Source organism: Paucisalibacillus globulus DSM 18846 (assembly GCF_000482485.1).
Classification (GTDB): domain Bacteria; phylum Bacillota; class Bacilli; order Bacillales; family Amphibacillaceae; genus Ornithinibacillus; species Ornithinibacillus globulus.
Genome location: NZ_AXVK01000030.1, coordinates 58441 through 79948, shown reverse-complemented (window position 1 = coordinate 79948; position 21508 = coordinate 58441). Strand labels below are relative to the sequence as shown.

Here is a 21508-nt window from a genome sequence, read left to right as displayed (position 1 = left end):
CCCAAAAAACGCGGTCGTAAATCAAAAGAAGAGCGTGACGGGTGGCTTAAGGAACAGGCTGAAAAGGAAGCTAATTTGCCTTTATATGACAGAAAAATCGAAGCACAATTGGATGTACCTTTAGCTGAACTACGGGCTGAAGTCCCTCAAGACCCTAAATGGGGCGTGAAAAAGAACGCAGAAGGGCAGAATATTTTTTGGTTTGGATACAAAGGTCATTTTGCCGTTGGAACGTCTAGTCAATATATTCTACATGCCCTTTTTTCATCTGGAAGCCTAAGTGACGCTAAGGCAGCTATCCCTTTACTGAAGGGAATTCATGAACGCCTTCATCTCCCATTACGTTATCAAACAATGGATGCAGGCTATGACTATGAAGCTATATACGAACAGGTACATCGAATGGGACAACAATCTGTCATTGCATACAATAAGAAAAACGAAGGGGAGCCTATTGGCTTTGATAAACACTTTGCCCCAACTTGTTTTAGAGAGCATTCTTATCGTTATGATAGTTTTGATGCCAAATATGAAACGTTAAAATACATAAGGCCAAAAGAATGTAGTGACTGTCCTTTGGCTAACGAAGGTATCTGTCAAAAGGTGTACAAAATAAAGATTACAACAGACCTTCGAAAGTATACCGCGCCAGCCCGTGGCTCTCAGGCATGGAAAAACATTTTCAAACGTCGTACCGCTGTTGAACGGGTTAATGCGTATCTTAAGGAATTCTTTCAGCTTAACAATGTTCGTTATCGTACAGGAAAACGAGCAAAAATCCATTTTGACATGGTTACACTTATTTACAATGCTTCAAAACTAGCTGCAGACCGTATAAATGCAAAATTAAATCAGCAACAAGTTGCATGATTTCTGTTTTTAAAATTACAATTTAGAAATTCTGTATGTGTTTGTATTTTTAAAAAGAGCAATTATGAAATTGACTCGGTTAGCTAATATTTTAAAAAAGACAGGATTTGTTGAGCAGCTAGCAAATAAGAGTCTGATGCGAACACCATTTACACAACTAGCTAATTTAACCGGACAACCAGCAATGACATTACCGATGCACGTAACAAAAGAGGGTCTTCCATGTGGTGTACAAGTAATGGCTAGACGGGGGCATGAAAATCTACTGTATCAATTAGCGGGGGAGTTAGAGGGAACGAGTGATTGGATTGACGTGAAAAATAATCCAAACTATTAGGTTGAAATTTAAAAGAAGCTAATCGCAATATAACATCAGCGATTAGCTTCTTTTGTAATTTAGTAGTTTATTGGGTAAAATCTATTTCACTTCTTCTTTAAAAATTGAAACGTCAAAAATAATCCAATGATATATAATCCTAAAGCAACATATGCAGGTAATAAATGGATGAAATTAGTATACCCGATAGCAAAATGTATATAGATTCCTGCCCAAAATGCTGGGAGTCCTCCAATTAAATATGTCCACCATACCCATTTATTGCCTTGTTGAAATCCCCATAAAGACAAGGTCAATACCAGTAAACCAACACTAAGTAATGCACTTCCAAAACCTGCCCTATCATGTGCTAAAACAGGAAGTAGATTCTCATTAAAATCATTCATCATTTCAGGTGACATGCAAATATAGAGTAAATCGGTAGGAACAAAAATAGATGTCATCCCAATAATGGAAATGACAATGCCACCTAAAACAAAGGAAAAGCCTAATAAAACAAAGGCAAGCTGTCCGTAAACACCTCTTTTAAAAATCAAATCATTTACTCGATTCGTTGAAGAAGGGGTGCCTTGAATTCCTTTTGTTTTCATAAATCCATACAAGTAAACAGGAAGTAATATAAGCCAAAATATAAGGTGAAGCCAATCAAAATAGCCATAACCAATAAACCCAAAAATGCCTAAAAAACCGATAATTGCTGCTATGTCAATAGCTTGTTTGGCCCATCTAATCCCTTGTTTCACCCCATGTTTAGATAACATCATATAAACGATTCCACCAGAAATCATTGTTCCAGCAAGTGTCATTCGATCATGAGCCATAAATAACATAATCCGTTCATTAAAAGACCAGATAGCTTGACGGTCCATCTTTAAGAAAGATTCATCATAGGGGAGAATGACCGTTGTCAGACTAAATAGGAAAGCAAGAATCCCGCCGATTAAGATGAATAGTCCAAATAACCAATATGCAAGCCAACCCGACTGTGGGGGAGGACAATATGATAACCGATCTACAAGAGCTTCCTTAATCCTTTTTGGTAGTCCCGGTCCTGAAAAAACATATCCACCTGATAGCATAACTAAGTCAGCACCAACATCTAATAATTGAAGTGCTTGTTCCGGTTCAACAATTCCACCATTTGTAATTATTGTTCCCTGATATCCTTTCCTTCTTAGGGATTTCACCTTTTCGATAGAATTAACTTCCACGTCCAAATGATCCAGAACGATTCCAGCGAATGGACTTTCTTCCAGTATCTCATCTACCTCAGAAGTAGCAACAAAAAGAGGTTTATTCGTTACTTTACTCAATTCAGGAAAATTGGCTTCAATGATATAAGCATCTGCATAATCATCAAGCATTTGTATCATCGTTTCCAGTTCTGTATAGCTACCAACTAGCCGAATAAAAATAGGCTGTTTCTTTTTAACTTTTTTAACTTTTGCTTTGGTCTTTTCGATACCGATAGATTCAGGTTCTGACGGGAATTGTATTTTTGGTTTTTCTGTTTCTATAACCGGGCTTGTGAATTTTTCTGATTCAGTTATTGTAATTGGCCCAATTTCTAAAAAGCCAAAACCTAAATTTGTAAAAGCTTTTGTGCCAGAAAGGAGTGGGTCTATTTTTCCAGATAAACCAACTGGATTAGTGAAATCAATCCCATCCATCTCTTTTTTCAATAAAGGGGAGCTTTCTTCTCTTCCTAGAAAGTTAATTAAGTATGCTCCAAGGCCAAATGGAAGTGATGCAATTCTGTTCATTCCACGGTGGATAAATTCTCTTGATACAGTCGGTGGTAATTTAGTTAATAATGGCTTAAAAATACCGTGGTAAGACCAATCTGGCATAACGAAATCCAACTCCTTTCCCTTTACTTGCTCTTATTGTAGCATGGTTTATCCAGTATTTGGGTAGCGGTCTTGGCAGAAATGAACTTGTATTTACGAAACCATGATGGATTTCATTGCCGATATATACAATCTCAGTCGTGAAAAACAACATGTTATACAAAATTAACGTAAGTACAGGAGGCCTTTTGGAATAATGAAAAAAAGGATGAAAGGGTGGTGTTAAGATTGCTGTTTGTTGATAGCGTTGATAAGTATTATGGTAACAAGCATGTATTGAAGAAAGCTTCACTACAAATCTCAGAAGGAATTTGTTATGGAGTGGTTGGTCCGAATGGGGCAGGGAAATCAACATTAATTAAAATTATTGCTTCCATTATTCAGGATTATAAGGGGAATGTTCAATTTACTGAAGAGAAACTTCGAATAGGCTATGTTCCTCAAGAAATTGCACTAGAAGAAACAGTCACAGCACAAGAGAATCTGATCTTTTTTGGGAAGTTATATGGTTTGCGAGGGGATTTATTAAGAAATCGTGTGAAGGAAGTGTTATCTGAAATAGGCCTTACAGAACGTGGAAAAGATAAGGTTCGTACATTTTCAGGTGGAATGAAAAGGAGAATCAATATAGGGTGCGCCATCATGCATAACCCTAAACTGATCATTATGGATGAGCCAACTGTGGGGATTGATCCGCAATCTCGTCGGTACATTTTTCAAATGATTGAACAGTTTAAAATAGAAGGTCGTACGATTATTTATGCCAGTCACTACATGGAAGAAGTGGAACAATTATGTGATGAGGCAGCATTTATTGATCGTGGCCAAATTATAGAGAGTGGTCCAATTGATATGCTTATTAATCGTCATGCTGTCCCTGCTATATTTGTAAAAGGGCTAAATTCCCTGCCAGATAATATGGAAGGGCTTGGTTCAGTTAAAAATAAAGATGGTGGGAAGTTAGTAACAACGAATCATCCACTTCAAGCTATGGAAATAATTCTTCAACATTGTAAAAAAACAAATGTAGAATTAGAGCGGTTAGAACTAGTAAAACCTCGTTTAGAGGATATTTTCTTTTCGCTAACTGGGAATCAATTACGAGATTAGGAGTTTAATAGAGAGAGGAGAAAGAGCAGATGAATGCCGTTATTAATTTAGAACTTAAAAAAAGTATTCAGGATAAAGGTCTTCTATTTTGGACACTTGCACTACCAATTGTTTTTACTGTCTTATTTATAAGTGTATTTACTTCTGGATTAAATGAGGAAGAAAGTAGGCCAATTATTTTATCCATTGTATCAGGATATACCATCATGTTTGTCTTCTTTATTATGATATCAATGACAGATTCACTTTTAAAAGATAAAAATATTGGGATGGTTTCTAGAATAGCAAGTACACCACTATCTACGTATTCCTATTTATTGGGAAAATGGATTCCATACATGTATATTATATTTATACAGATTGTAATCTTATTATTATTTGGAAAATTCGTTTATGATGTTTCGCTTGAGCAGCCAATACAATTGTTTATGATATCGGTATGTTTGACCTTTATGGTAACCGGACTAGGATTAGCATTATCTGTTATTGTTAAAACACTTAATATGGGGATTGCAATAACACAGATTGTCACACTTGGTGGCGCAGTGCTTAGTGGACTGTGGATGCCAGTGGAAATGTTTCCGGATTTTCTACAAGCAATAAGCAGATTACTTCCGCAGTATTGGGCACATCAAGCTTTTCAAGAAGCTATGGTAGGGACTCTCGGAGGAGGGCAGTTCTTGAAAATACTGCTTATACTCTTTGGGGTTGGTCTGGCAGCATTTTTAGTAGCAATCTTGCGTTACCCAAACTTCTTAAAGCAAGCAAAGGGATAGGACCAAGGGGGGGCTAGCAATTGAAAGTAAATATCGACATTGATGAGAAACATATAGAACCATCGATTACCATACAGACCAACGAATGGTCTGATGAACTAGAGGAAATTATTGCCGTTATTAAACGAAAAAATAGTCAGCGATTATTTGGAGTGGAAGAAGATCAAACGGTTCTACTTGATCCGAATGACATTGATTACGTATATGCAGAAAAAAGGAAAGTCTTTGCCTGTATTGGAAAACGTCATGTTGAAATTCGAATGAAACTGTATGAAATTGAAAAAATACTAGCCCCTTATAATTTTATGCGCTTTTCAAAGTCTGTTATTGGTAATCTTAATTCTATTGAAAGATTTGAGTTATCATTTAATGGGAATCTTTGTGTTTATTTTCGCTCTGGAAATAAAGAATATATTACACGAAATTATGTCGTACCAATCAAAAATAGGTTGGCGTTAGGAGGACAGTCAGATGATAAAGGAAGTAATTAAACGGTGCCTGGTAGGGATAGCAATTGGAGGTCTTTGGACATTTGGGGTCTTAACATTTATGCACGTTGCTAATATCGAGGCTACCGTTTCTGAGATATGGATTAATATGCTATGCTCCTTTATCCTAGGTATCTATTATGGCTTGTCTTCATTTATATTTGAAAGTAATGACTGGAGTATTCTAAAACAAACCGTTATTCATTTTATTATGTCGATAACCATTTTCTCAATCATCGCCACATCTATAGGATGGGTAAAAATTAATATGACATCCATCCTATGGACCAGCATAATATTCATCACAATCTATGCCATAATCGCAATTTGCTTCTATCGACACTATAAGAAAATAGAAGAAAACATGAACGCTAACTTGGAGAAAGAAGAGTAGGGGTGCCTGTCACTTCCCGAAATTTGTCGAATGCGGAGGCACTATTTCTAAATGAACCGTTAAAAGGAGAAAATACGTAGAATAATTAGGAATCAGCTACTACTAGGATGTGATAAAAAAATGAATGCAATCATAGGAATAATCTACGTACTTGTAACTGGTTATCATATTGTGAACTTTGCAAAGGTACTAGGGAGAATGAATGAGAAAACAATGTTTCCAATTGATGATTATGAAGTTTCGGAGATTAGAATAATCCCTGAAAAGCCGTTAGACCCTCCAACTTATAAGGCTCAAAAATGGGGAATCATTGTATATGCAATTATTTTAGTATTTTTGTTAGTAGTATTTTTTATTGCTGCAAGCTTCAAATTGGATCAGTGGTCCGTTCTATTAATTTTGTTACTACCACTCATACACTCCCGAAACCTAATGAATATGTTTGTCCTGTCAGAGGATGGAATTTTAACTGGTGGTGAATTTATCCCTTGGAAAAGTCTAACATCATTCGAGTTTAAACGTATTGATATAAACCATAAATATTATGGTTATTCGAAGGATGTGAATGACACTGGTTATGAACTAGTCATAAAGAAACGTTTCTTCTCGATTAGTTGCATTGTTCTCACTGACGAAATGAAGGAGAAGTTAACTAGAAGGTTAAGCGAACATATAATAAGGCACCCAGTGGATTTGCAATCCTAGTCTGTACATCCCTCTGAATAAAACAGGTTGCATAAATAAACCGAAATGGATATAATGGGAACAAATGTTCTTAGGAGAGATGAAGGTGAAAAGTATCTTCCAACAATCCATTGAAAACAAACAAAAAATTCTTATTTACTATATTGATAGTAAAAATAATCTAACCCAACGAATTATTCAGGTTAGATCCATGAACGATGATTTACTTTTAGCATTTTGTTTTTGGCGTAATAAGGTACGTACATTCAAAGTAGATAATATACTTTCTGCTGGCCCTATCAAGAAAAGAATAGGAGCTTAATAGGAAAAAGATTCCTTCCACTAGGGCTCCTATTTACAAATAATTGTTAGTGACACGAGACCTATTAAGGTCTCTTTTTATTGGGATTAATTATAGACTAGAAAAAGTAAGCATATAGTAAAGCATGTCCACTTTAAAGTTGTATCCCGTTCAAATGGGCAGTATATTGGATTTAAGGTATATGCTTAGGAGGTTGGGAAATGGCAATCCAATTCACAAATGACGAGATAAAAAGAATAATAGAAATGAAAACCGTTGGTGACTTTTATCCATATGATATAGAAGAAAATGATGAAAATGCTATTGACGATTATTTAAAACATGTAGCGGGCTCCTTAGCTAGAGTAAATAATCTTGCCTATGAAGCGGACTTTGAACATTATGGCAGTGGTTATGCCTCATATGTAGATTGTTTCTGTTGGAAAAGAGATGGTAGCTCTACACAGGTGAAAGATCGTGAACAATGGATAGAGGGGATACGAATCTACTTATGTCGTCTTGCTCCGGTTGCAGTGTTCGGTGAAGGAATAGTTACTAAACATATAAATGGGGGAAGCAGTGATTTTATTTCTTACAACACGGTTGATACATTGCCACCAGGGGATTGGGAAATGGAAATTCAAGGAATCAAAAAACAATTAGAAAGCTTTAACTTTCAAATTTTAGAAAGAGAAGATCTTAAGCAATTCCTTCCCTTCAAAGCAGAGATACCAACGATAATGTCAAATCCACCATATAGGCTTTTTGATGCCTTTTTCTACTGGGAAGATTAAACCCATGTTCTGATTATGATGAAGATACTAGGGATTATTTGAATCATTCATGAATACCTACTTGATATCCTAGTTTTTTGTCTAAATCTTGTTAAGATATAAGCACAAGGTTTACAATAAAGTTATACATACAAAATTTACCGTATCATAAATAAAGATGTCCGATAAGGCATCACTCTCAAGGGTGGAATTACCATGCAACTCAAAAAAGCACTACCAATTCTCTTTCTCATCATGTTCCTTGTTATGGTTGGCTTTGGAATTATTATTCCTGTACTTCCATTCTATGCGGAGGACCTTGGTGCCACGCCTACTGAACTAGGATTGTTAATGGCGGTATACTCGCTAATGCAATTTATCTTTGCACCAATGTGGGGAAGAATTTCGGATCGAATTGGCCGTAAGCCGGTTATTATGATTGGGATTTTTGGTCTCTCCTTATCCTTCTTCATGTTAGCTTTATCAACAGAATTATGGATGTTATTTGCAGCAAGAATCGTAGGTGGTGTTTTATCCGCCGCAAACATGCCGACAGTCCAAGCATATGTTGCGGATATTACATCGGAAGAAGACCGTGCAAAAGGAATGGGCATTATTGGAGCTGCAACTGGTCTTGGTTTTATCTGTGGACCAGCAATCGGTGGGATTTTCACAAATATAAATTTACATATGCCGTTTTATATATCAGGAGTTGTTTCATTCTTTACATTAATCTTAGTTGCACTCGTACTTCGAGAATCCGTAAATATCTCTGAAAATAAGCAAATAAAGGTGAAGGTTTCTAGGAGGCAAGCTATTAGCGGTCCAATGGCGATACTTTATTTCTTAAACTTTTTTGTTTCTCTTTCATTAGCAGGTTTAGAAGCGACATTTGCTTATTTTGCTGCTATAAAGGCAGGGATGGATGCTGTCACATTGGGCTATGCTTTCATGATTATGGGGCTAGCTAGTGCGATGGTTCAAGGTTCCATGGGTAAATGGACGAAAAAATACGGGGAAGCACTTATTATTCAAGCTGGGATTTCTATTTCTTTAATTGGTTTTGGATTAATTTTATTTATCCAAGATTTCACAACAGCAGCCATTTTTCTAGCGATTTTTGGCATTGGAAATGGTGTTATTAGACCAAGTGTTTCATCATTATTAACGAAGAAGGCTAAAGCAGGATATGGAGTTGCAACAGGATATTTATCTTCTTCTGATTCACTTGGAAGAATTATTGGACCTATATTAGGAGGAGCCTTATACTCAATAAATATCGGATTTCCTTATATTTCTGGTATGTTGTTATCCGTGATTGCATACCTACTATTTCAAGTTTATACTTCTAGGTCTAACATGACGAATCGCTCTCAATTACCGGGTAACTAACTATTAGGGGAGAACATTATGTGGCACATTACGAAAGAAGCTAGAAAAAAGTTTGAAACTTGTAACTTACTTCCTATTCACGAGTCTGATGAGGAGTGGGAAAGTGCCTTGAAGGAAGCAAAGGAAGAGGGGGAAGACCTCATAGCCTTTCTTCAACAGGAATTAGAAGAAGTGAAGGAGGATCTGATTAAGGTCTTACCAAGTCGCTTCATTCCCTACCTCGAAAATGGGACATTAAATCAACCAACGCTACCAAAAAAAGTTCGGGATGATTATTTAACGTGGATGAGAGAAAAGGATAATGAATTTGTACAAATCTTAGATGCCGCTTATAAGAATACCAATCATGCTGTTACATACCTGCCACAAGCAGTTCAAGAAGTTTTTGAGGAAAGCTTACATGATGCAACGATTGAAAGGATAGAACGGGAGAATCATACACTTCATCTTTATATCAATACAGATGGTGGTTTTACATCTAAATCCATGATTCACCTCATCTTAAAGGATGTTATAACTGAGGAATCAACTGAACCAATTCAGGTTGGCCAATGGTTCATCTACAACGAATTGCAGAAAACAAAAGAAGGCTTTGCTTTCCGTGTCCTGTATGACGTTCCGGATGTCGAATGGACGATTACGATGAAGGATATGGATGCCGAATATTACTATCGCCCAAGCTTATATACAACATTACGTGATGAGGATAAACTCGAGGATACTTCGATAACAGAATACCTTTCCAAGTTAAATACGGATCATCGTTATTGGTTTATAACACCACATACCATTTGTGCGATAGAATCTATTGACGGAGATATCAGATTAGAGAATGGAACAATAGCGTTTGGGACGAATGAATTCACCATTAAAATTGAGAGTGAATGTTACAATTATGATCAGGAGCAAATTAACCCGATAAGTCTCATTTATACGGATACGTTTGAAAATCCGTATAAACAATTTGAGGAGCCTTTGCCTGTTGAAGAATTAGAAACGGCAGCACTTGGTGAGGATTTGGAATTACAGGTTCGTGCCTGGAATACGATGTATGCAAGTCCAACGCAATTAGCAGATATTATCAATCATGTGTTAAGTAGGACAGAGATAACAGAAGAAAACGAAATGATGTTATCTATTTTTGTAGATTTTTTCTATCAAGAAGGTATTTTGACAGACGGTATTATTAAAAAATATCACACGTTATTAGATTAGGGGGAAAAAGATGATACAAATTGGGATTATTGGACTAGGTGCTATTGGACAACGATTGATTAAACAATTTAAAGAACATAAGGAAGTAAGGATTCTAGCAATCTGTGACCGTTTAGAATCACTTGTAACAAAAACGGCAGGTGAACTTAGTGATGTTCATACATACACAGATTATCAGAAATTATTAGAAGATGATCATGTCCATCTTGTTTATGTCGCTGTACCACCTAAATTACATCATCAAATCGTACTGGATGTTATCCAATCTGGAAAGCATGTTCTCTGTGAAAAGCCACTTGCAAACTCAGTTGAAGAAGCAGAAGAAATGCTAAAAGCTGCCGGGGAGGCAAATAGTATACATGCCATGAACTTCCCGCTTAATTATGAGCAAGCTCCAACTAAATTTGCAGAATTGATTAAGCAGGATTATGTGGGAAAACTTCGTAGATTGCAGATTACCATGCACTTCCCAGATTGGCCACGTCTTTGGCAAAAGAATGATTGGGTAGGGGGACGTGAGCAAGGTGGGTTTGTGCTTGAAGTAGGTGTTCATTTTATCCAACAAATCCTGAAAGTATTCGGCAACATCAAAAATATTCAATCTCAATTAGAATTTCCGGATGATCCCCAAAAATGTGAAACTGGGATTATTGCTACAGCTGAACTGGAGGACGGGACACCGATTTTAATTGAAGGACTTAGTCAAATTTCAGGTAATGAATATATTGGATTTACTGCTTATGGTTCAGATGGGGTTCTTACACTTGATAATTGGGGTGAATTAAAAGGTGGAAAGAATGGGGAACCATTAAAAGAAATTCCAATGGAATCTGTACCACAAATTAGTTTAATTAACGAATTGGTAAAAGCGTTAAAAGGAGATCCAGCTGAAATCTATGACTTTGAAGTAGGGTTAAAAGCACAGCTAGTGTTGGAACAGTTAAGAAAAAAATAAGAAGTTAACAATCCTATCGATATTAAATATTGATGGGATTGTTTCATTTCTTTTGGTTATCTTAAATAAAGAGTTCAATATATAGGGAGCGAGCCAAAAATGATAACCAAAAGACATTTACTATTCAATTTAGCCATTATTATTATTCCGTGGTTGTCCTTACTATTTATAGGGAAACAGAATTTAAAACGCTATTCCTTTGCTGGGATTTTTATTGTCGTCTTTGAAATCCTGAATCATGTTTACGGTCATAGACGAAATTGGTGGAAATTTTATGATAAGAAGAAATCATTTTGGAAAGATGAGCTCCCCTTTAGTGTCGGACCATATATGCCGCTTTCACTTTGGATTCTAAAGTATTCCTTTGGTAATTTTAATAAATTCACATCGTTAAATGTAATTTCAGATGGTCTTTTTGCTTTTGTATTCATAGATATTTTTAAGAAAATGAAGATTATCAGCTTAAGGAAATTAGGTCATTTGCAGTTTTTCCTATATTTGCACTACAAATCTTATATTTTATATGGTTTTCAGACACTATATGAGAAGTTTAGAAAAGTTGCTTGATGCAGTAAAACAGAATCTTTTTACATGGACATACATTAAACTATGATTTTGAGAATATAGTATGATGATTATGCCCATCTTTTGATTAAATAGTAGTTCCGTTGTACAATTGTATAGTAGGAATATATAATAGGTTACTGGATTTGCGTAAGAGATTAACATATAAGGTAAGGTGATTACCATAAAAAATATAAAGAGTTTTATTTTTGTTGTACTAGGCTTTATTTCGTTTGGTTTCGGTGTTGCTGGTGTGGTACTTCCTGTCATTCCAGGTGGGCCTTTTTTCTTGTTTGCAGCTTTTTGTTTTGGAAAAAGCTCGAAGCGGGTGGAGAACTGGTTTAAAAGTACCTCCTTCTATAAAGAATACGTAGTTAGAATCCGTGAAAATAAAGGTATGACAAGAAAGGAAAAGATTCGTATTAACCTGATTGCAGATGCCTTTATTTTGTTTTCAGTTATTTATATAGATATTATCTTGGTGAAGGTAATTATGATTATTCTTTGTATTATCAAGCATTGGTACTTCATCAAGAAAATTAAGACGGTTACACCAGAAGAGGCAAAGATTATACGAGCTGCTTTAAGGGAATCGGTGAATTAATATGGAGACTTCACAAGTTTTTTACTTGTGAGGTCTTTTTTTTATAGTTAAGAAAGTAAAAAATTACCGCACGTATAGAAAAACTAACAAAAAGAGTGATCGTCGTCCTTAAGATACTTCGAGAAAGTAATTCTTCTCGCAAAGCTGCATGAAGTCAAATAGGGCAGTCTCTCATGGAAGTATCACAAGTAATTGCTTCACTATAGGACGAGCGAATGTGAATTTTTCTAAAAAGATAAGAAAGTATAAAGTTTTGGCTTTATTAAGTTCTTGTGCAGGAACAGCCACGTCCAGCTCCAGCGCCCAGGGACTAGCGAGACTTCCCTCGCCTTCGTACGATAAGTCAACATCGACTCCCTACGGTCGTCGTGTTTCCTTTATCTCCTACGGCTCAGTCCAGTCCGTAGTCCCTAACCGGGCGCTTGCGCTTTTGTTCATAGGAAATGTTTAGTTTATAGGCTCGTTCTAATCCCTAGGAGTGTTCTTTGTTTTACGAAAAATGAAGTTAATGGTAAGTTTAGTAGTATTAATTAATGCATAAGATGGAGAATTAAAATGGGAATTAACGATATTATTGTATACATTGTAATAGGATTTCTTTGTTTAGGGGCCATAGATAAGCTATTGGGCAACAAATGGGGAATAGGTAATCGTTTTACAGAAGGATTTATGACGATGGGTTCTCTCACGCTGGCTATGGTGGGGATTATTTCATTAGCACCGGTCATAGCTAATATACTAACACCTATTATTACGCCAATCTATGGCTTAATTGGTGCAGACCCTGCCTCATTTCCGAATACCATTCTGGCCTTGGATATGGGTGGTTATTCATTAGCAATAGAGATGTCACAAAGTGAGCAAGCGGAATTATTTGCATGGGTATTCTTAGGGACAATGATGGGTCCGACTATCGCATTTACAATCCCTGTGGGGCTTGGCATTATTGAGAAAGCAGATCATCCATTTTTTGCGAAAGGAATTTTATTAGGCTTAATAACGGTCCCAATTGGTTGTTTAGTTGGAGGGCTAGTGGCTGGATTTGATCTACTAATGATAGTAAAAAACCTTATTCCAACGATTATTTTATCCATACTAATCTCAATTGGATTAGTTAAATATACAGCAAAGATGATTGCTGGATTCTCTATTTTTGCGAAAGGAATTGAAATTATTGCAATCGTTGGACTAGTTGCAATAAGTATAGAAACTATTACGGGTATTGTTGTTATTCCTAATCTCACCCCTCTAAGTGAGGGAGTGGAGATTGTTGCAATGATCGCTGTTTTTCTGGCAGGAGCATTTCCATTAGTATCTGTAATATCTATCATTCTAAAAAAACCACTGAAAAAAATTGGTGAGTTATTAGGAATTAGTGATATTTCAACAGCTGGTATTATAGCAAGCTTGGCACATCATATTCCTATGTTTGCCATATTGAAGGATATGGATCCTAGAGGAAAAGTTATCAATGTTGCCTTTGCGGTAAGTGGAGCATTTGTATTAGGGAGTCATCTAGGATTTGTTGCTGGAATTAACAAAGAAATTGTATTTGCTATGATTATAGGAAAATTAGTTGGAGGCATTAGTGCGGTACTGTTAGCAATTGTGTTGACTAGAAAAGAAATCTAAAAATGGTAAGGACAATCACTCAACTTTAGTACTATTGAGTGATTGTCCTTTTATCATTTAATAAAACTCTTGATCAGCTATGACTAAGTCATACATATTTTCTAAAATCATCGTCCGTAATTCCACCAATTCATCATACTGGTAGAAGAATTCCAATTTCTCGTATTTTATTTCAGTTTTTCCTTCTAGGTCATTAGAATTCATCATGACAAAAATGGTAAATGCTTCGGCAATATCTTCTACTGGGTTTGTGCCTTGATAGCTATTGAAGAACCGGTCCTCATATTTAAAGAAGAAGTTTTTATAGTGATCTTCTGATTCCCAATCGATTTCTTCATATTCCGTATTAATATCTTCCCAGAATGATAAGTAGTATTGATTTAAATAGCTGGATTCTTCCATACAACCCCAAAATAAAATAGTTGGGCATGCTTCCTCAGCTGCTTCCCACTCTGCTTCATTGTCTGAAAAAAACAGGTCTGTATCTACCTTCCCTTGACTATCATTCAAGGTTAACATATGACCAAACTCATGAATTAATGTTTTTTTTAATGCCGTTTTATACTCCCCAAAGTTATGAGAAATTATAAGTTGCAACTCCTGCACATTCTCATGGTCTCTCCCAACTGCAAAGACATAATCGTTACCAGTATCTGCCCAAGCGATGCTTCCTAGATCCTGTCGATATGTTTTGGGGATAATATTAGAAAAGACATACCAATAATTTTCTAATAGTGAAGCACCATACTCAATGTGTGCTTCGGAATTCCCTTTTTCTAGGTAATTTTCATAATTAACAGTATGTCTAATTTCGCTAAGTTCGTCTGCATCATCGATCTCAAAATAGATAACATTTTGCCAATGCTCTTGTTCTCGTTGGAATGGAAAATAGAAGAGTTCTTTTGAATCATCAATATACCAGTTTAGTTGATTGGAGTTGGCAACTTGAAAGCAATCTCCCCGTTCGATTGTATCGTCAACTGTCTTACACTTTTCCCCTTCTTCTTGATAATCCTTAAAGAGTCCTTCTAAGATGCTATTTGAATTTTTTAAATCAGATTCTTCTTCCTTTTGTTCATCCATGATTACGCTGTTTTCATTATTTGCTTCTTCGTTTTCCACATTTTTACTAGCTTTTTCACTATCACTACATCCAGTTAAAACAATAAGTCCCCATATTAACAAGACTAGCCCCAGTTTAAAAATAGTGTGTTTACTCATGTTATATAGCCCCCTATTTGCCCTGCAACCATATGTATTTGTTATTTTTCTATTATAAATTCATACGTAATTGATTCATAAAAGGATTCAGTAACCTCATTATTAATGAACTTTTTCTGAGAGAATGTTTAAGTTGTCCCACTTTTGGAAACATATATAATAGCTTTAAAAAATCTATCACCTTTAGGAGGGAACACTTTATGAGTTTCATTTGGAGCTTAATTGTCGGAGGGATTCTCGGCTGGATTGGTAGTCTAATCGTTGGTAAAGATATCCCAGGTGGGGTTATTGGAAATATTATAGCTGGTATTATTGGAGCTTGGATTGGCTCCATGTTACTTGGCGAGTGGGGGCCAGAAATTGGTGGATATTTCATTATCCCTGCACTTATCGGAGCAATTATTTTAATTTTTGTAGTTAGCTTAATTATGAGGGCAGCAAGGAAGGCAACATAAATGTGAAAATACCCAATTCTTATGCTGAATTGGGTATTTTTCTATACAATTTGCTGAAGATATTGTTCGATATTATTAGCCAGCCTTGTAGATTTCAGGTCCTTTAAGATTTGAATAGCTTGTGTTATTTTGATAGTACCTTCCTCTATGTTTCCAGTTCTGATTTCATAGGCACCTTTAAGCTCTAATAGATTTACTCTTTCTAAGAGATTTCTCTCAGGGAGTGCAATTGCTTCAAGAATAGAAAAAAATTCGCTAATCTCCTTCTGGTATGTAAATTCTTCGTGAAATCGATTAACAGATCCAAGTAAAAATATAATCGTGTTAAAGAGAACAGCGGTGATTTCATCATTTACTCGTTTATAATCCCTAAAACGACTACTTTTCTCATATGCGGTTCTAGAAAGCAGGATAACCATATCTGGTGGAAGTAATAGTAGCGTTCCATTATAAAGCTTTAATTCATAATATCCCCATACCTCAACCCGAAATAAATATTCGGAAAGGAGTCGAATATCATTTTCTTGTACTCCTTCGTCAATATATTTATGATCTACAATACTTTCAAATACTTTAATGAATAAAGCATTATAATGATAAGTTTCCACGCTATATTGCTTCCACTTTTTTAGTTGACTATTTTTTAATTGCTTAAGTTGTCTCACATCTCTATTTAAATAGGCATTCCTGGCAGTTTGAAAAAAATTGTCCAGTTTGTCGTGGTGAAAGTCGTTATGTATATATAAGAATTCATCAAAGTTCATCATTAAGTTTTCAAGTAGTCTTGTCATCAGACCAAGTGTTATATCCGAATCACCTCGTTCAAACTTCGATAGAAAAGAAACAGAACAGACACCATCTGCTAATACTTTTAAGGTTATCCCTTTTTATTTTCGTATCATCCTTAGCGTTTTACCATACTCTACCATCATTTTTATTCCCCCAGAAATATTAAATTCCACTATATGACAATTTTTAAAAGCAATCGTTTTAATCAATATACAATAAAATTAGAATAAAAATACAGTTAAACTACGTTAAGGGGGAAAAGAAAATGAAAAAATTATTAATTAAAAATGGAACAATTATCGATGTGGAGAATGAAGTATCTTTTGTAGGAGCAATTGAAGTAGAAGGAAATAAGATTAAAAGAATGATAAAACAGGATGAAGTTTTGCTAGAGGGAATAGAAACAATCGATGCAGAAGGAAAATATATTATCCCGGGCTTAATCGATATGCATTGTCATATTAATGAGGGCTATGCACCACATTTCGTAGCATCTGGGGTTACGACAGTTCGAAACACGGCAGGGAATGTGTTGGCATTAAAAAGTTTAATTCAGAAACCAGATAATGCACCGACACCTAGGGTATATACCGCTGACAGAATGATTGACGGAACACCTGGACAATGGGGAGAGACAAGCTACGGCAATTTAGTAACAGATAATCCAGAAGAAGCTAGAAAAGAAGTTCGTAGACAAGTGGAAGTTGGGGCGAAATTTATTAAATTATATGGATGGATTAAAAGAGAGGTTATGGAAGCTTCAATTGATGAAGCAAAGAAATATGGCTTGGAATTGTCCATTGATTTAATAAATTCAAAAGAACTAACTGCATTAGATGCTGCTAAAGCAGGAGTTACTTGGTTTGAACATGCATCTGGATTTGCGCAAGAGCTATATAAAGGTTGGAGTCCACTAGTAGACCAAGAAGAGTGGGGTCATATAAATTGGGAAAAACCAGACCAAAAAAAAATTAAAGAACTTTGTGAAAAAATGCTAGAATATAATGTTAAACTTTGCCCAACAATGGTTTTATTCGATCAGGGGATGAGTTTTCCTACTATATGGTCACCGGATAATAAAGTGATAGAGGCTATTGGAAACCTTACGAATCTTGTGGAGCAATGGAAACAGCAAGAGAAACTGGAAAAGGCTATTAAAGGAAGGACTGTTATTATAAATAATCTTACTAAAGCTATTGCAAAGACTTACTTTGACATAGGAGGGACCGTGGTTGCTGGAACGGATACGCCAGCATTGCTTTATACGTACCCAGGGATGGCTTTACATCGAGAACTAGAAATATTTGTAGAAATTGGCTTTACAGAAATGCAAGCTTTACAAGCAGCAACCGTCAATGCAGCGAAGTCCATTCATCTGAATAATATTGGAGTTATTAAAGAGGGAAACATTGCTGATTTCGTTATTTTAAATGAGAATCCATTAGAAAATATTAAACATACTCAAGATATCCATACTATTGTGAAGGGTGGTAAGGTATATAGCCAGGAGGAAATATTAAGTCATGTTCCAAGTGATGCGTATATCCATGAGCAGATAGAACAATTTATGAAAGAATGGGAAACGGTTGAAGTGAGCTAACAAAGAATTTACCAAGCCCCGCAGTTATTAAACTAAATAAGTGCAGGGTTTATCGCAGGTTAACTGGCTGTAAGACCCTAAAAGAGAGGAATTCGAGTGAAATTCAAGAATTATAAGTGGGGGAAGTACAAAAACACCCACTGATTGAAGTTTCACTTTATTGTTGCATTCTAGCGTTTCAGATGTGGTTTCAAAGAAAAGGTTCACGGACATACCTTTATGACAATAAAGTGAAACTTACTCTGCTAATGTTAAGCATGTCACTCCAGGGTGTAAAATGTAAATAAAGCATAAATACATCGTCATGTTGTTTCTTAGAAAAAATGGAGGGTATAACAGATGAAGAAAATAATAATAATCCTAGTATTAGTATTCCTAGCGGGTTGTGGAGGCAGTGACTTAACTTTTACGGTTGAAAATAATCCGACTTATAAAGATGGAGAGGTAACAGAAATTGTTTTAGCCGCTGAAGATAATGAAGAAGTTGTTACTGGGCTAACATTGAGTGGAGAAATTGATTTGGAGGACAGTGAAGTAATCGATGTCCCTTTTACTGACAATGGTGATGGAACCTACTCAGGAGAAGCATCGCTACCAACGAGTGGAGAATGGATATTGTTAGTGAAAAATAAAGATAATGAGAAAGTAGAACACCTTATCAGACTACAAGTCAATGAGGAATGATAGAAAAAGGAGGGAGAGGAAAGATCTCCCTCTAATCATCTTGGTGAAACGAATGGTTCATTCTGGTAGTCAACTTCTTTAGCTAGATGTTCACATTCATGAAAGGCAGCATGCTTACAGCCAAGGCAAGGTGCCTGTCACTTCCCGAAATAACTCGGAATTTGTCGAATGGTCAATTACTGTTGTTCATCTGAAAAGTATGGATAATAACAAATCCACTTCAGTAAATTAGACTGAAGTGGATTTTATGGATACTTTTAAAGTAGTGATAACAATCTATTAACTAAGAATGTACGACTTCAGCCGAGTGAATAATATCAACTTTAACTTTAACATCTTCTGGTAAGACATTCACCATCTTCCATAGTGGGGAAATCATGGTGTCTAAAGTTTTCATTTGTTCATTGGTTAATGGAACATTGTAGAATTTGGTCTCATCCATTTGAAAGTCTCTTCCTGCAACGAGATCGAACTTCATTCCCATTAAATTCTTTACTCCGTTAATCGTGATAAATTTAACCTTATAATTGTAGTTAATTGCTAATTTAATTGCGTCGGTGTTATTGTTTAGTATTAAATCTGTATGATCAAAGGCATCATCAAAGTCGTTTAGTGTTTTAATATCATTTTTTTCAATACAGTTAAGTAATGTAGCATTATCCATTCCTCTTGAGCGTAAAGACTCGATCAAATAAGCTTCCCATAGTGTAATAGATGCTATCATGTAAATTCCCCCTACAGTTTTATTTGTTTAATAGTACCATAGAATAATGTTTCGATTGCAAATTGACTAATAGATTGTAATTGAAAGACTTATATAATCGACAAATAATGACAAAATCCGGGGAGTGACAGGCACCACAAAACAACAGGCACCACAAAACAAACTATTCTCTCATATTTATTCGGACAATCTGTTTAAGCCCAGCATTAATTAGTGTGAAAATAAATACCCATCCAATTACAATTAGAATGATAAACAGTATATTAAATTTATGAAGAAAGTATAATGGCATATCCCAAATTGCATGTAAAACGACTGGGACAGCAAATAGCTTGAGGAACTTTTTATCATAACAATGATTGGACTGAAGTGGGGCATTTCCTTTTACATAAACTAATGCAGCCCCTGCAATTGCTGCCCAGATGGAATGAGTTCCAATAGCTATCCATGCTCTTTTGAAAATCACTTCCAACATTAACGCATCACCATACATAAGGCCAAAACGAAGGGCATAACCCGCCGATTCAAACGCTGCAAAGCCTGCACCAACTGCTGCCCCGATTAACAATCCATTTAAAATAAACTTTGAATTTAATTGTTTAATAAAATATATAATGATTACTAGTTTTCCAACTTCCTCTACTACTCCAACAATAATAGCTCCAAAAAAATCTAGTTCATAGACTGGTAGAAATGAAAAAAGAAATAATGTTACTACTTATGAGCCAGCCCCGCCAATAAGTAGCATTTTTGCTATTTCATAAAAACTAATATTCCGGGGTGCATTTGTTTCCCAAAAGAAGATTAATAAAGAAACGGGAACAGCAAATGAACCAATAATAATCAGACCGGGCAGTGCATTAATATTTTGAAAGGAAAAAGTGGATATATAAAGGAGAACATAGGTAATTACAAAAAATAATAATACGCGGGAAAAAAGCCATGGCTTTGGCCAAGAAGTTGATATTTCATGTTTTTTGGGTGTGGTTTGCTTGGTACCCGTTATAAAAAGTGTTTCTCCTTCTTCCTTTGTATGTTTTTTAAAGACAGCCGAAAAAACATCCCGTAAGTTCAAATCAAAATTACCTTGTTCACCTAACATGGCATTTATTTTTCCAGTCGCATTTAGAAAAGTTCCCTTCATTTGTTCTTGAATGTTTTTGGTAGTAGTTTGTTTTTCCTCAGTAGTAGATTGTTCCGGTGCATCTTCAGTAGCTAGTTGCACTTTCGTATTTTCTTTCTGTGTGATAATCAGATTACCGCAGGAGGAACAAAATCTGCTCTCACTAATTAACTTATTTCCACAATTTGTACAAAACACATAGTTCTCCTCCTAACTAATTAGGCTTAACTCCCTATGTATGGGCTAAGTACATTATATTGGGATTATGAAATGTTTATGTCTGTATTTCGAGTGATCTCAATGAAGGATTCAGATCCAAGGGAGAGGGTTATAGAGATTATTCTCGAACAACTATTGATAGTAATTTCCCAAAAGGTAGTTATAGTATAGAATGAGGAAAAAAGATAAGGTGTTGATATGGTTATGGATACTCAAATAACTACAAAAATGAAAATAAACCAATCTGCTAAAACTGTTTTTGAAGCTTTAATTGACCCAGTTAAAATTGGGAATTACTGGTTTTCTTCTAGTTCGGAAAGATGGGAAGCTGGAAAGAAAATTGTATTGAGATATGAGGAATATGGGGCAGAAGGTGCAATAAATGTGTTAGAAGTTCTAGAAAATAGGAAAATAGTATTTTCTTGGGGAGAAAAAGATAAAGAAACAGTTGTAACAATCAGTCTAGAAGGATCTGACGAAAAAAGTACAATCATTGAAATTAATGAGTCAGGTCTAAAAGAGGAAGACCCTGAAGTCATAAGCAAGATGCTAGGACAAAAAGAAGGATGGGTGTATATGTTATCTTGCCTTAAAAGTTATTTAGAGCACGATGTTAACGATTTGAGAGCGTCGTTAATACATTAATAATCTTTCTTTGTTATTATTCGAAATATTTCATGAAAGTCTTCCCTACATTTACTTAATGCTATATAATTTTCATAATTTATCTTTTTAAGGATGAGAGGAT

At 35.5% G+C, this 21508-nt stretch carries 24 protein-coding genes and 1 pseudogene; 19 read left to right on the top strand and 6 right to left on the bottom strand.

Annotation, left to right across the window (positions count from 1 at the left end; genetic code table 11):
- The coding region (locus K332_RS0110035) for a transposase (RefSeq protein ID WP_026907345.1) at positions 1 to 870 on the top strand (870 nt) is incomplete at its 5' end.
- A gap of 64 nt (positions 871 to 934) precedes the next feature.
- Positions 935 to 1207, top strand: coding sequence for an amidase family protein (locus K332_RS0110030; protein ID WP_281170916.1), 273 nt, complete (start codon positions 935 to 937; stop codon positions 1205 to 1207).
- Between the two features lie 86 nt (positions 1208 to 1293).
- Here K332_RS0110030 and K332_RS0110025 read toward each other — a convergent pair whose 3' ends face one another.
- Positions 1294 to 3057: a beta/alpha barrel domain-containing protein gene (locus tag K332_RS0110025; RefSeq protein WP_026907343.1), complete on the bottom strand. Its 1764-nt coding sequence runs from the start codon at positions 3055 to 3057 to the stop codon at positions 1294 to 1296.
- A gap of 228 nt (positions 3058 to 3285) precedes the next feature.
- On the opposite strand from K332_RS0110025, the gene K332_RS0110020 reads away from it, so the two are divergent.
- The 13 genes from K332_RS0110020 to eutH all read left to right on the top strand — a co-directional run bounded on the left by K332_RS0110020 (position 3286) and on the right by eutH (position 13945).
- The gene (locus K332_RS0110020; protein WP_026907342.1) at positions 3286 to 4167 is read left to right on the top strand and encodes an ABC transporter ATP-binding protein; all 882 of its coding nucleotides are present in this window, start codon (positions 3286 to 3288) and stop codon (positions 4165 to 4167) included.
- A 29-nt stretch (positions 4168 to 4196) separates the two neighbouring features.
- The gene (locus K332_RS0110015) at positions 4197 to 4943 is read left to right on the top strand and encodes an ABC transporter permease (RefSeq protein WP_026907341.1); all 747 of its coding nucleotides are present in this window, start codon (positions 4197 to 4199) and stop codon (positions 4941 to 4943) included.
- Positions 4944 to 4963: 20 nt separating this feature from the next.
- Positions 4964 to 5434 (top strand): LytTR family DNA-binding domain-containing protein, encoded by a 471-nt coding sequence (locus tag K332_RS0110010; protein WP_026907340.1) that lies wholly within the window; start codon positions 4964 to 4966, stop codon positions 5432 to 5434.
- On the top strand, positions 5415 to 5825 hold the full coding sequence (locus tag K332_RS0110005) for a DUF3021 domain-containing protein (RefSeq protein WP_026907339.1): 411 nt from the start codon (positions 5415 to 5417) through the stop codon (positions 5823 to 5825). Before K332_RS0110010 ends, K332_RS0110005 begins: the two co-directional genes overlap by 20 nt.
- A gap of 120 nt (positions 5826 to 5945) precedes the next feature.
- On the top strand, positions 5946 to 6530 hold the full coding sequence (locus K332_RS0110000) for a hypothetical protein (protein WP_026907338.1): 585 nt from the start codon (positions 5946 to 5948) through the stop codon (positions 6528 to 6530).
- 85 nt (positions 6531 to 6615) lie between these two features.
- Positions 6616 to 6831: a WYL domain-containing protein gene (locus K332_RS0109995; RefSeq protein ID WP_026907337.1), complete on the top strand. Its 216-nt coding sequence runs from the start codon at positions 6616 to 6618 to the stop codon at positions 6829 to 6831.
- Between the two features lie 200 nt (positions 6832 to 7031).
- Entirely contained in the window at positions 7032 to 7604 is a 573-nt protein-coding gene (locus tag K332_RS0109990) for a hypothetical protein (RefSeq protein WP_051359419.1), read from the top strand.
- Positions 7605 to 7799: 195 nt separating this feature from the next.
- A complete protein-coding gene (locus K332_RS0109985; protein WP_026907335.1) occupies positions 7800 to 8975 on the top strand; it encodes an MFS transporter in 1176 nt (391 codons plus the stop codon).
- A gap of 18 nt (positions 8976 to 8993) precedes the next feature.
- Positions 8994 to 10190: a DUF4085 family protein gene (locus K332_RS0109980; protein ID WP_026907334.1), complete on the top strand. Its 1197-nt coding sequence runs from the start codon at positions 8994 to 8996 to the stop codon at positions 10188 to 10190.
- A 10-nt stretch (positions 10191 to 10200) separates the two neighbouring features.
- Positions 10201 to 11145: a Gfo/Idh/MocA family protein gene (locus tag K332_RS0109975; RefSeq protein WP_026907333.1), complete on the top strand. Its 945-nt coding sequence runs from the start codon at positions 10201 to 10203 to the stop codon at positions 11143 to 11145.
- Positions 11146 to 11244: 99 nt separating this feature from the next.
- Complete coding sequence (locus tag K332_RS0109970; RefSeq protein ID WP_026907332.1) at positions 11245 to 11712, top strand: hypothetical protein; 468 nt, start codon at positions 11245 to 11247, stop codon at positions 11710 to 11712.
- 172 nt (positions 11713 to 11884) lie between these two features.
- Positions 11885 to 12313 (top strand): YbaN family protein, encoded by a 429-nt coding sequence (locus K332_RS0109965; RefSeq protein WP_245604659.1) that lies wholly within the window; start codon positions 11885 to 11887, stop codon positions 12311 to 12313.
- Between the two features lie 555 nt (positions 12314 to 12868).
- Complete coding sequence (gene eutH / locus K332_RS0109960; protein ID WP_026907330.1) at positions 12869 to 13945, top strand: ethanolamine utilization protein EutH; 1077 nt, start codon at positions 12869 to 12871, stop codon at positions 13943 to 13945.
- Positions 13946 to 14002: 57 nt separating this feature from the next.
- Here the strand turns inward: eutH and K332_RS0109955 are convergent, their stop codons facing one another.
- Positions 14003 to 15166, bottom strand: a complete 1164-nt coding sequence (locus K332_RS0109955) for a hypothetical protein (protein WP_026907329.1) — start codon at positions 15164 to 15166, stop codon at positions 14003 to 14005.
- Between the two features lie 200 nt (positions 15167 to 15366).
- Between K332_RS0109955 and K332_RS0109950 the strand changes: the two genes are divergently transcribed.
- Complete coding sequence (locus K332_RS0109950) at positions 15367 to 15621, top strand: GlsB/YeaQ/YmgE family stress response membrane protein (protein WP_026907328.1); 255 nt, start codon at positions 15367 to 15369, stop codon at positions 15619 to 15621.
- Between the two features lie 41 nt (positions 15622 to 15662).
- Here K332_RS0109950 and K332_RS0109945 read toward each other — a convergent pair whose 3' ends face one another.
- The gene (locus K332_RS0109945) at positions 15663 to 16385 is read right to left on the bottom strand and encodes an Rgg family transcriptional regulator (protein WP_245604663.1); all 723 of its coding nucleotides are present in this window, start codon (positions 16383 to 16385) and stop codon (positions 15663 to 15665) included.
- A gap of 290 nt (positions 16386 to 16675) precedes the next feature.
- Between K332_RS0109945 and K332_RS0109940 the strand changes: the two genes are divergently transcribed.
- On the top strand, positions 16676 to 18010 hold the full coding sequence (locus tag K332_RS0109940) for an amidohydrolase family protein (RefSeq protein WP_026907326.1): 1335 nt from the start codon (positions 16676 to 16678) through the stop codon (positions 18008 to 18010).
- Between the two features lie 339 nt (positions 18011 to 18349).
- A complete protein-coding gene (locus K332_RS0109935) occupies positions 18350 to 18694 on the top strand; it encodes a membrane lipoprotein lipid attachment site-containing protein (RefSeq protein WP_026907325.1) in 345 nt (114 codons plus the stop codon).
- A gap of 283 nt (positions 18695 to 18977) precedes the next feature.
- Here K332_RS0109935 and K332_RS0109930 read toward each other — a convergent pair whose 3' ends face one another.
- The 3 genes and pseudogenes from K332_RS0109930 to K332_RS24460 form a co-directional block, all read right to left on the bottom strand.
- Positions 18978 to 19418, bottom strand: coding sequence for a hypothetical protein (locus K332_RS0109930; RefSeq protein ID WP_026907324.1), 441 nt, complete (start codon positions 19416 to 19418; stop codon positions 18978 to 18980).
- A gap of 163 nt (positions 19419 to 19581) precedes the next feature.
- A pseudogene (locus K332_RS24465) lies at positions 19582 to 20079 on the bottom strand (PrsW family glutamic-type intramembrane protease); the annotation flags it as partial.
- Positions 20080 to 20136: 57 nt separating this feature from the next.
- Positions 20137 to 20739, bottom strand: coding sequence for a zinc ribbon domain-containing protein (locus K332_RS24460; RefSeq protein ID WP_245604658.1), 603 nt, complete (start codon positions 20737 to 20739; stop codon positions 20137 to 20139).
- Between the two features lie 225 nt (positions 20740 to 20964).
- On the opposite strand from K332_RS24460, the gene K332_RS0109920 reads away from it, so the two are divergent.
- Positions 20965 to 21405, top strand: coding sequence for an SRPBCC family protein (locus K332_RS0109920; RefSeq protein ID WP_026907323.1), 441 nt, complete (start codon positions 20965 to 20967; stop codon positions 21403 to 21405).
- Positions 21406 to 21508 lie beyond the last annotated feature (103 nt).

Excerpts from the sequence above, each read along its gene's own strand:
- K332_RS0109935 (WP_026907325.1), top strand. The coding sequence starts at position 18,350 with ATGAAGAAAATAATAATAATCCTAGTATTAGTATTCCTAGCGGGTTGT.
- K332_RS0109955 (WP_026907329.1), bottom strand. The coding sequence starts at position 15,166 with ATGAGTAAACACACTATTTTTAAACTGGGGCTAGTCTTGTTAATATGG.
- eutH (WP_026907330.1), top strand. The coding sequence starts at position 12,869 with ATGGGAATTAACGATATTATTGTATACATTGTAATAGGATTTCTTTGT.
- K332_RS0110030 (WP_281170916.1), top strand. The coding sequence starts at position 935 with ATGAAATTGACTCGGTTAGCTAATATTTTAAAAAAGACAGGATTTGTT.
- K332_RS0109930 (WP_026907324.1), bottom strand. The coding sequence starts at position 19,418 with ATGATAGCATCTATTACACTATGGGAAGCTTATTTGATCGAGTCTTTA.
- K332_RS0109980 (WP_026907334.1), top strand. The coding sequence starts at position 8,994 with ATGTGGCACATTACGAAAGAAGCTAGAAAAAAGTTTGAAACTTGTAAC.
- K332_RS0109985 (WP_026907335.1), top strand. The coding sequence starts at position 7,800 with ATGCAACTCAAAAAAGCACTACCAATTCTCTTTCTCATCATGTTCCTT.
- K332_RS0110000 (WP_026907338.1), top strand. The coding sequence starts at position 5,946 with ATGAATGCAATCATAGGAATAATCTACGTACTTGTAACTGGTTATCAT.
- K332_RS0109945 (WP_245604663.1), bottom strand. The coding sequence starts at position 16,385 with ATGAACTTTGATGAATTCTTATATATACATAACGACTTTCACCACGAC.
- K332_RS0109950 (WP_026907328.1), top strand. The coding sequence starts at position 15,367 with ATGAGTTTCATTTGGAGCTTAATTGTCGGAGGGATTCTCGGCTGGATT.
- K332_RS0109940 (WP_026907326.1), top strand. The coding sequence starts at position 16,676 with ATGAAAAAATTATTAATTAAAAATGGAACAATTATCGATGTGGAGAAT.
- K332_RS0110025 (WP_026907343.1), bottom strand. The coding sequence starts at position 3,057 with ATGCCAGATTGGTCTTACCACGGTATTTTTAAGCCATTATTAACTAAA.
- K332_RS0110005 (WP_026907339.1), top strand. The coding sequence starts at position 5,415 with ATGATAAAGGAAGTAATTAAACGGTGCCTGGTAGGGATAGCAATTGGA.
- K332_RS0109975 (WP_026907333.1), top strand. The coding sequence starts at position 10,201 with ATGATACAAATTGGGATTATTGGACTAGGTGCTATTGGACAACGATTG.
- K332_RS0109970 (WP_026907332.1), top strand. The coding sequence starts at position 11,245 with ATGATAACCAAAAGACATTTACTATTCAATTTAGCCATTATTATTATT.
- K332_RS0109990 (WP_051359419.1), top strand. The coding sequence starts at position 7,032 with ATGGCAATCCAATTCACAAATGACGAGATAAAAAGAATAATAGAAATG.
- K332_RS0110015 (WP_026907341.1), top strand. The coding sequence starts at position 4,197 with ATGAATGCCGTTATTAATTTAGAACTTAAAAAAAGTATTCAGGATAAA.
- K332_RS0109920 (WP_026907323.1), top strand. The coding sequence starts at position 20,965 with ATGGATACTCAAATAACTACAAAAATGAAAATAAACCAATCTGCTAAA.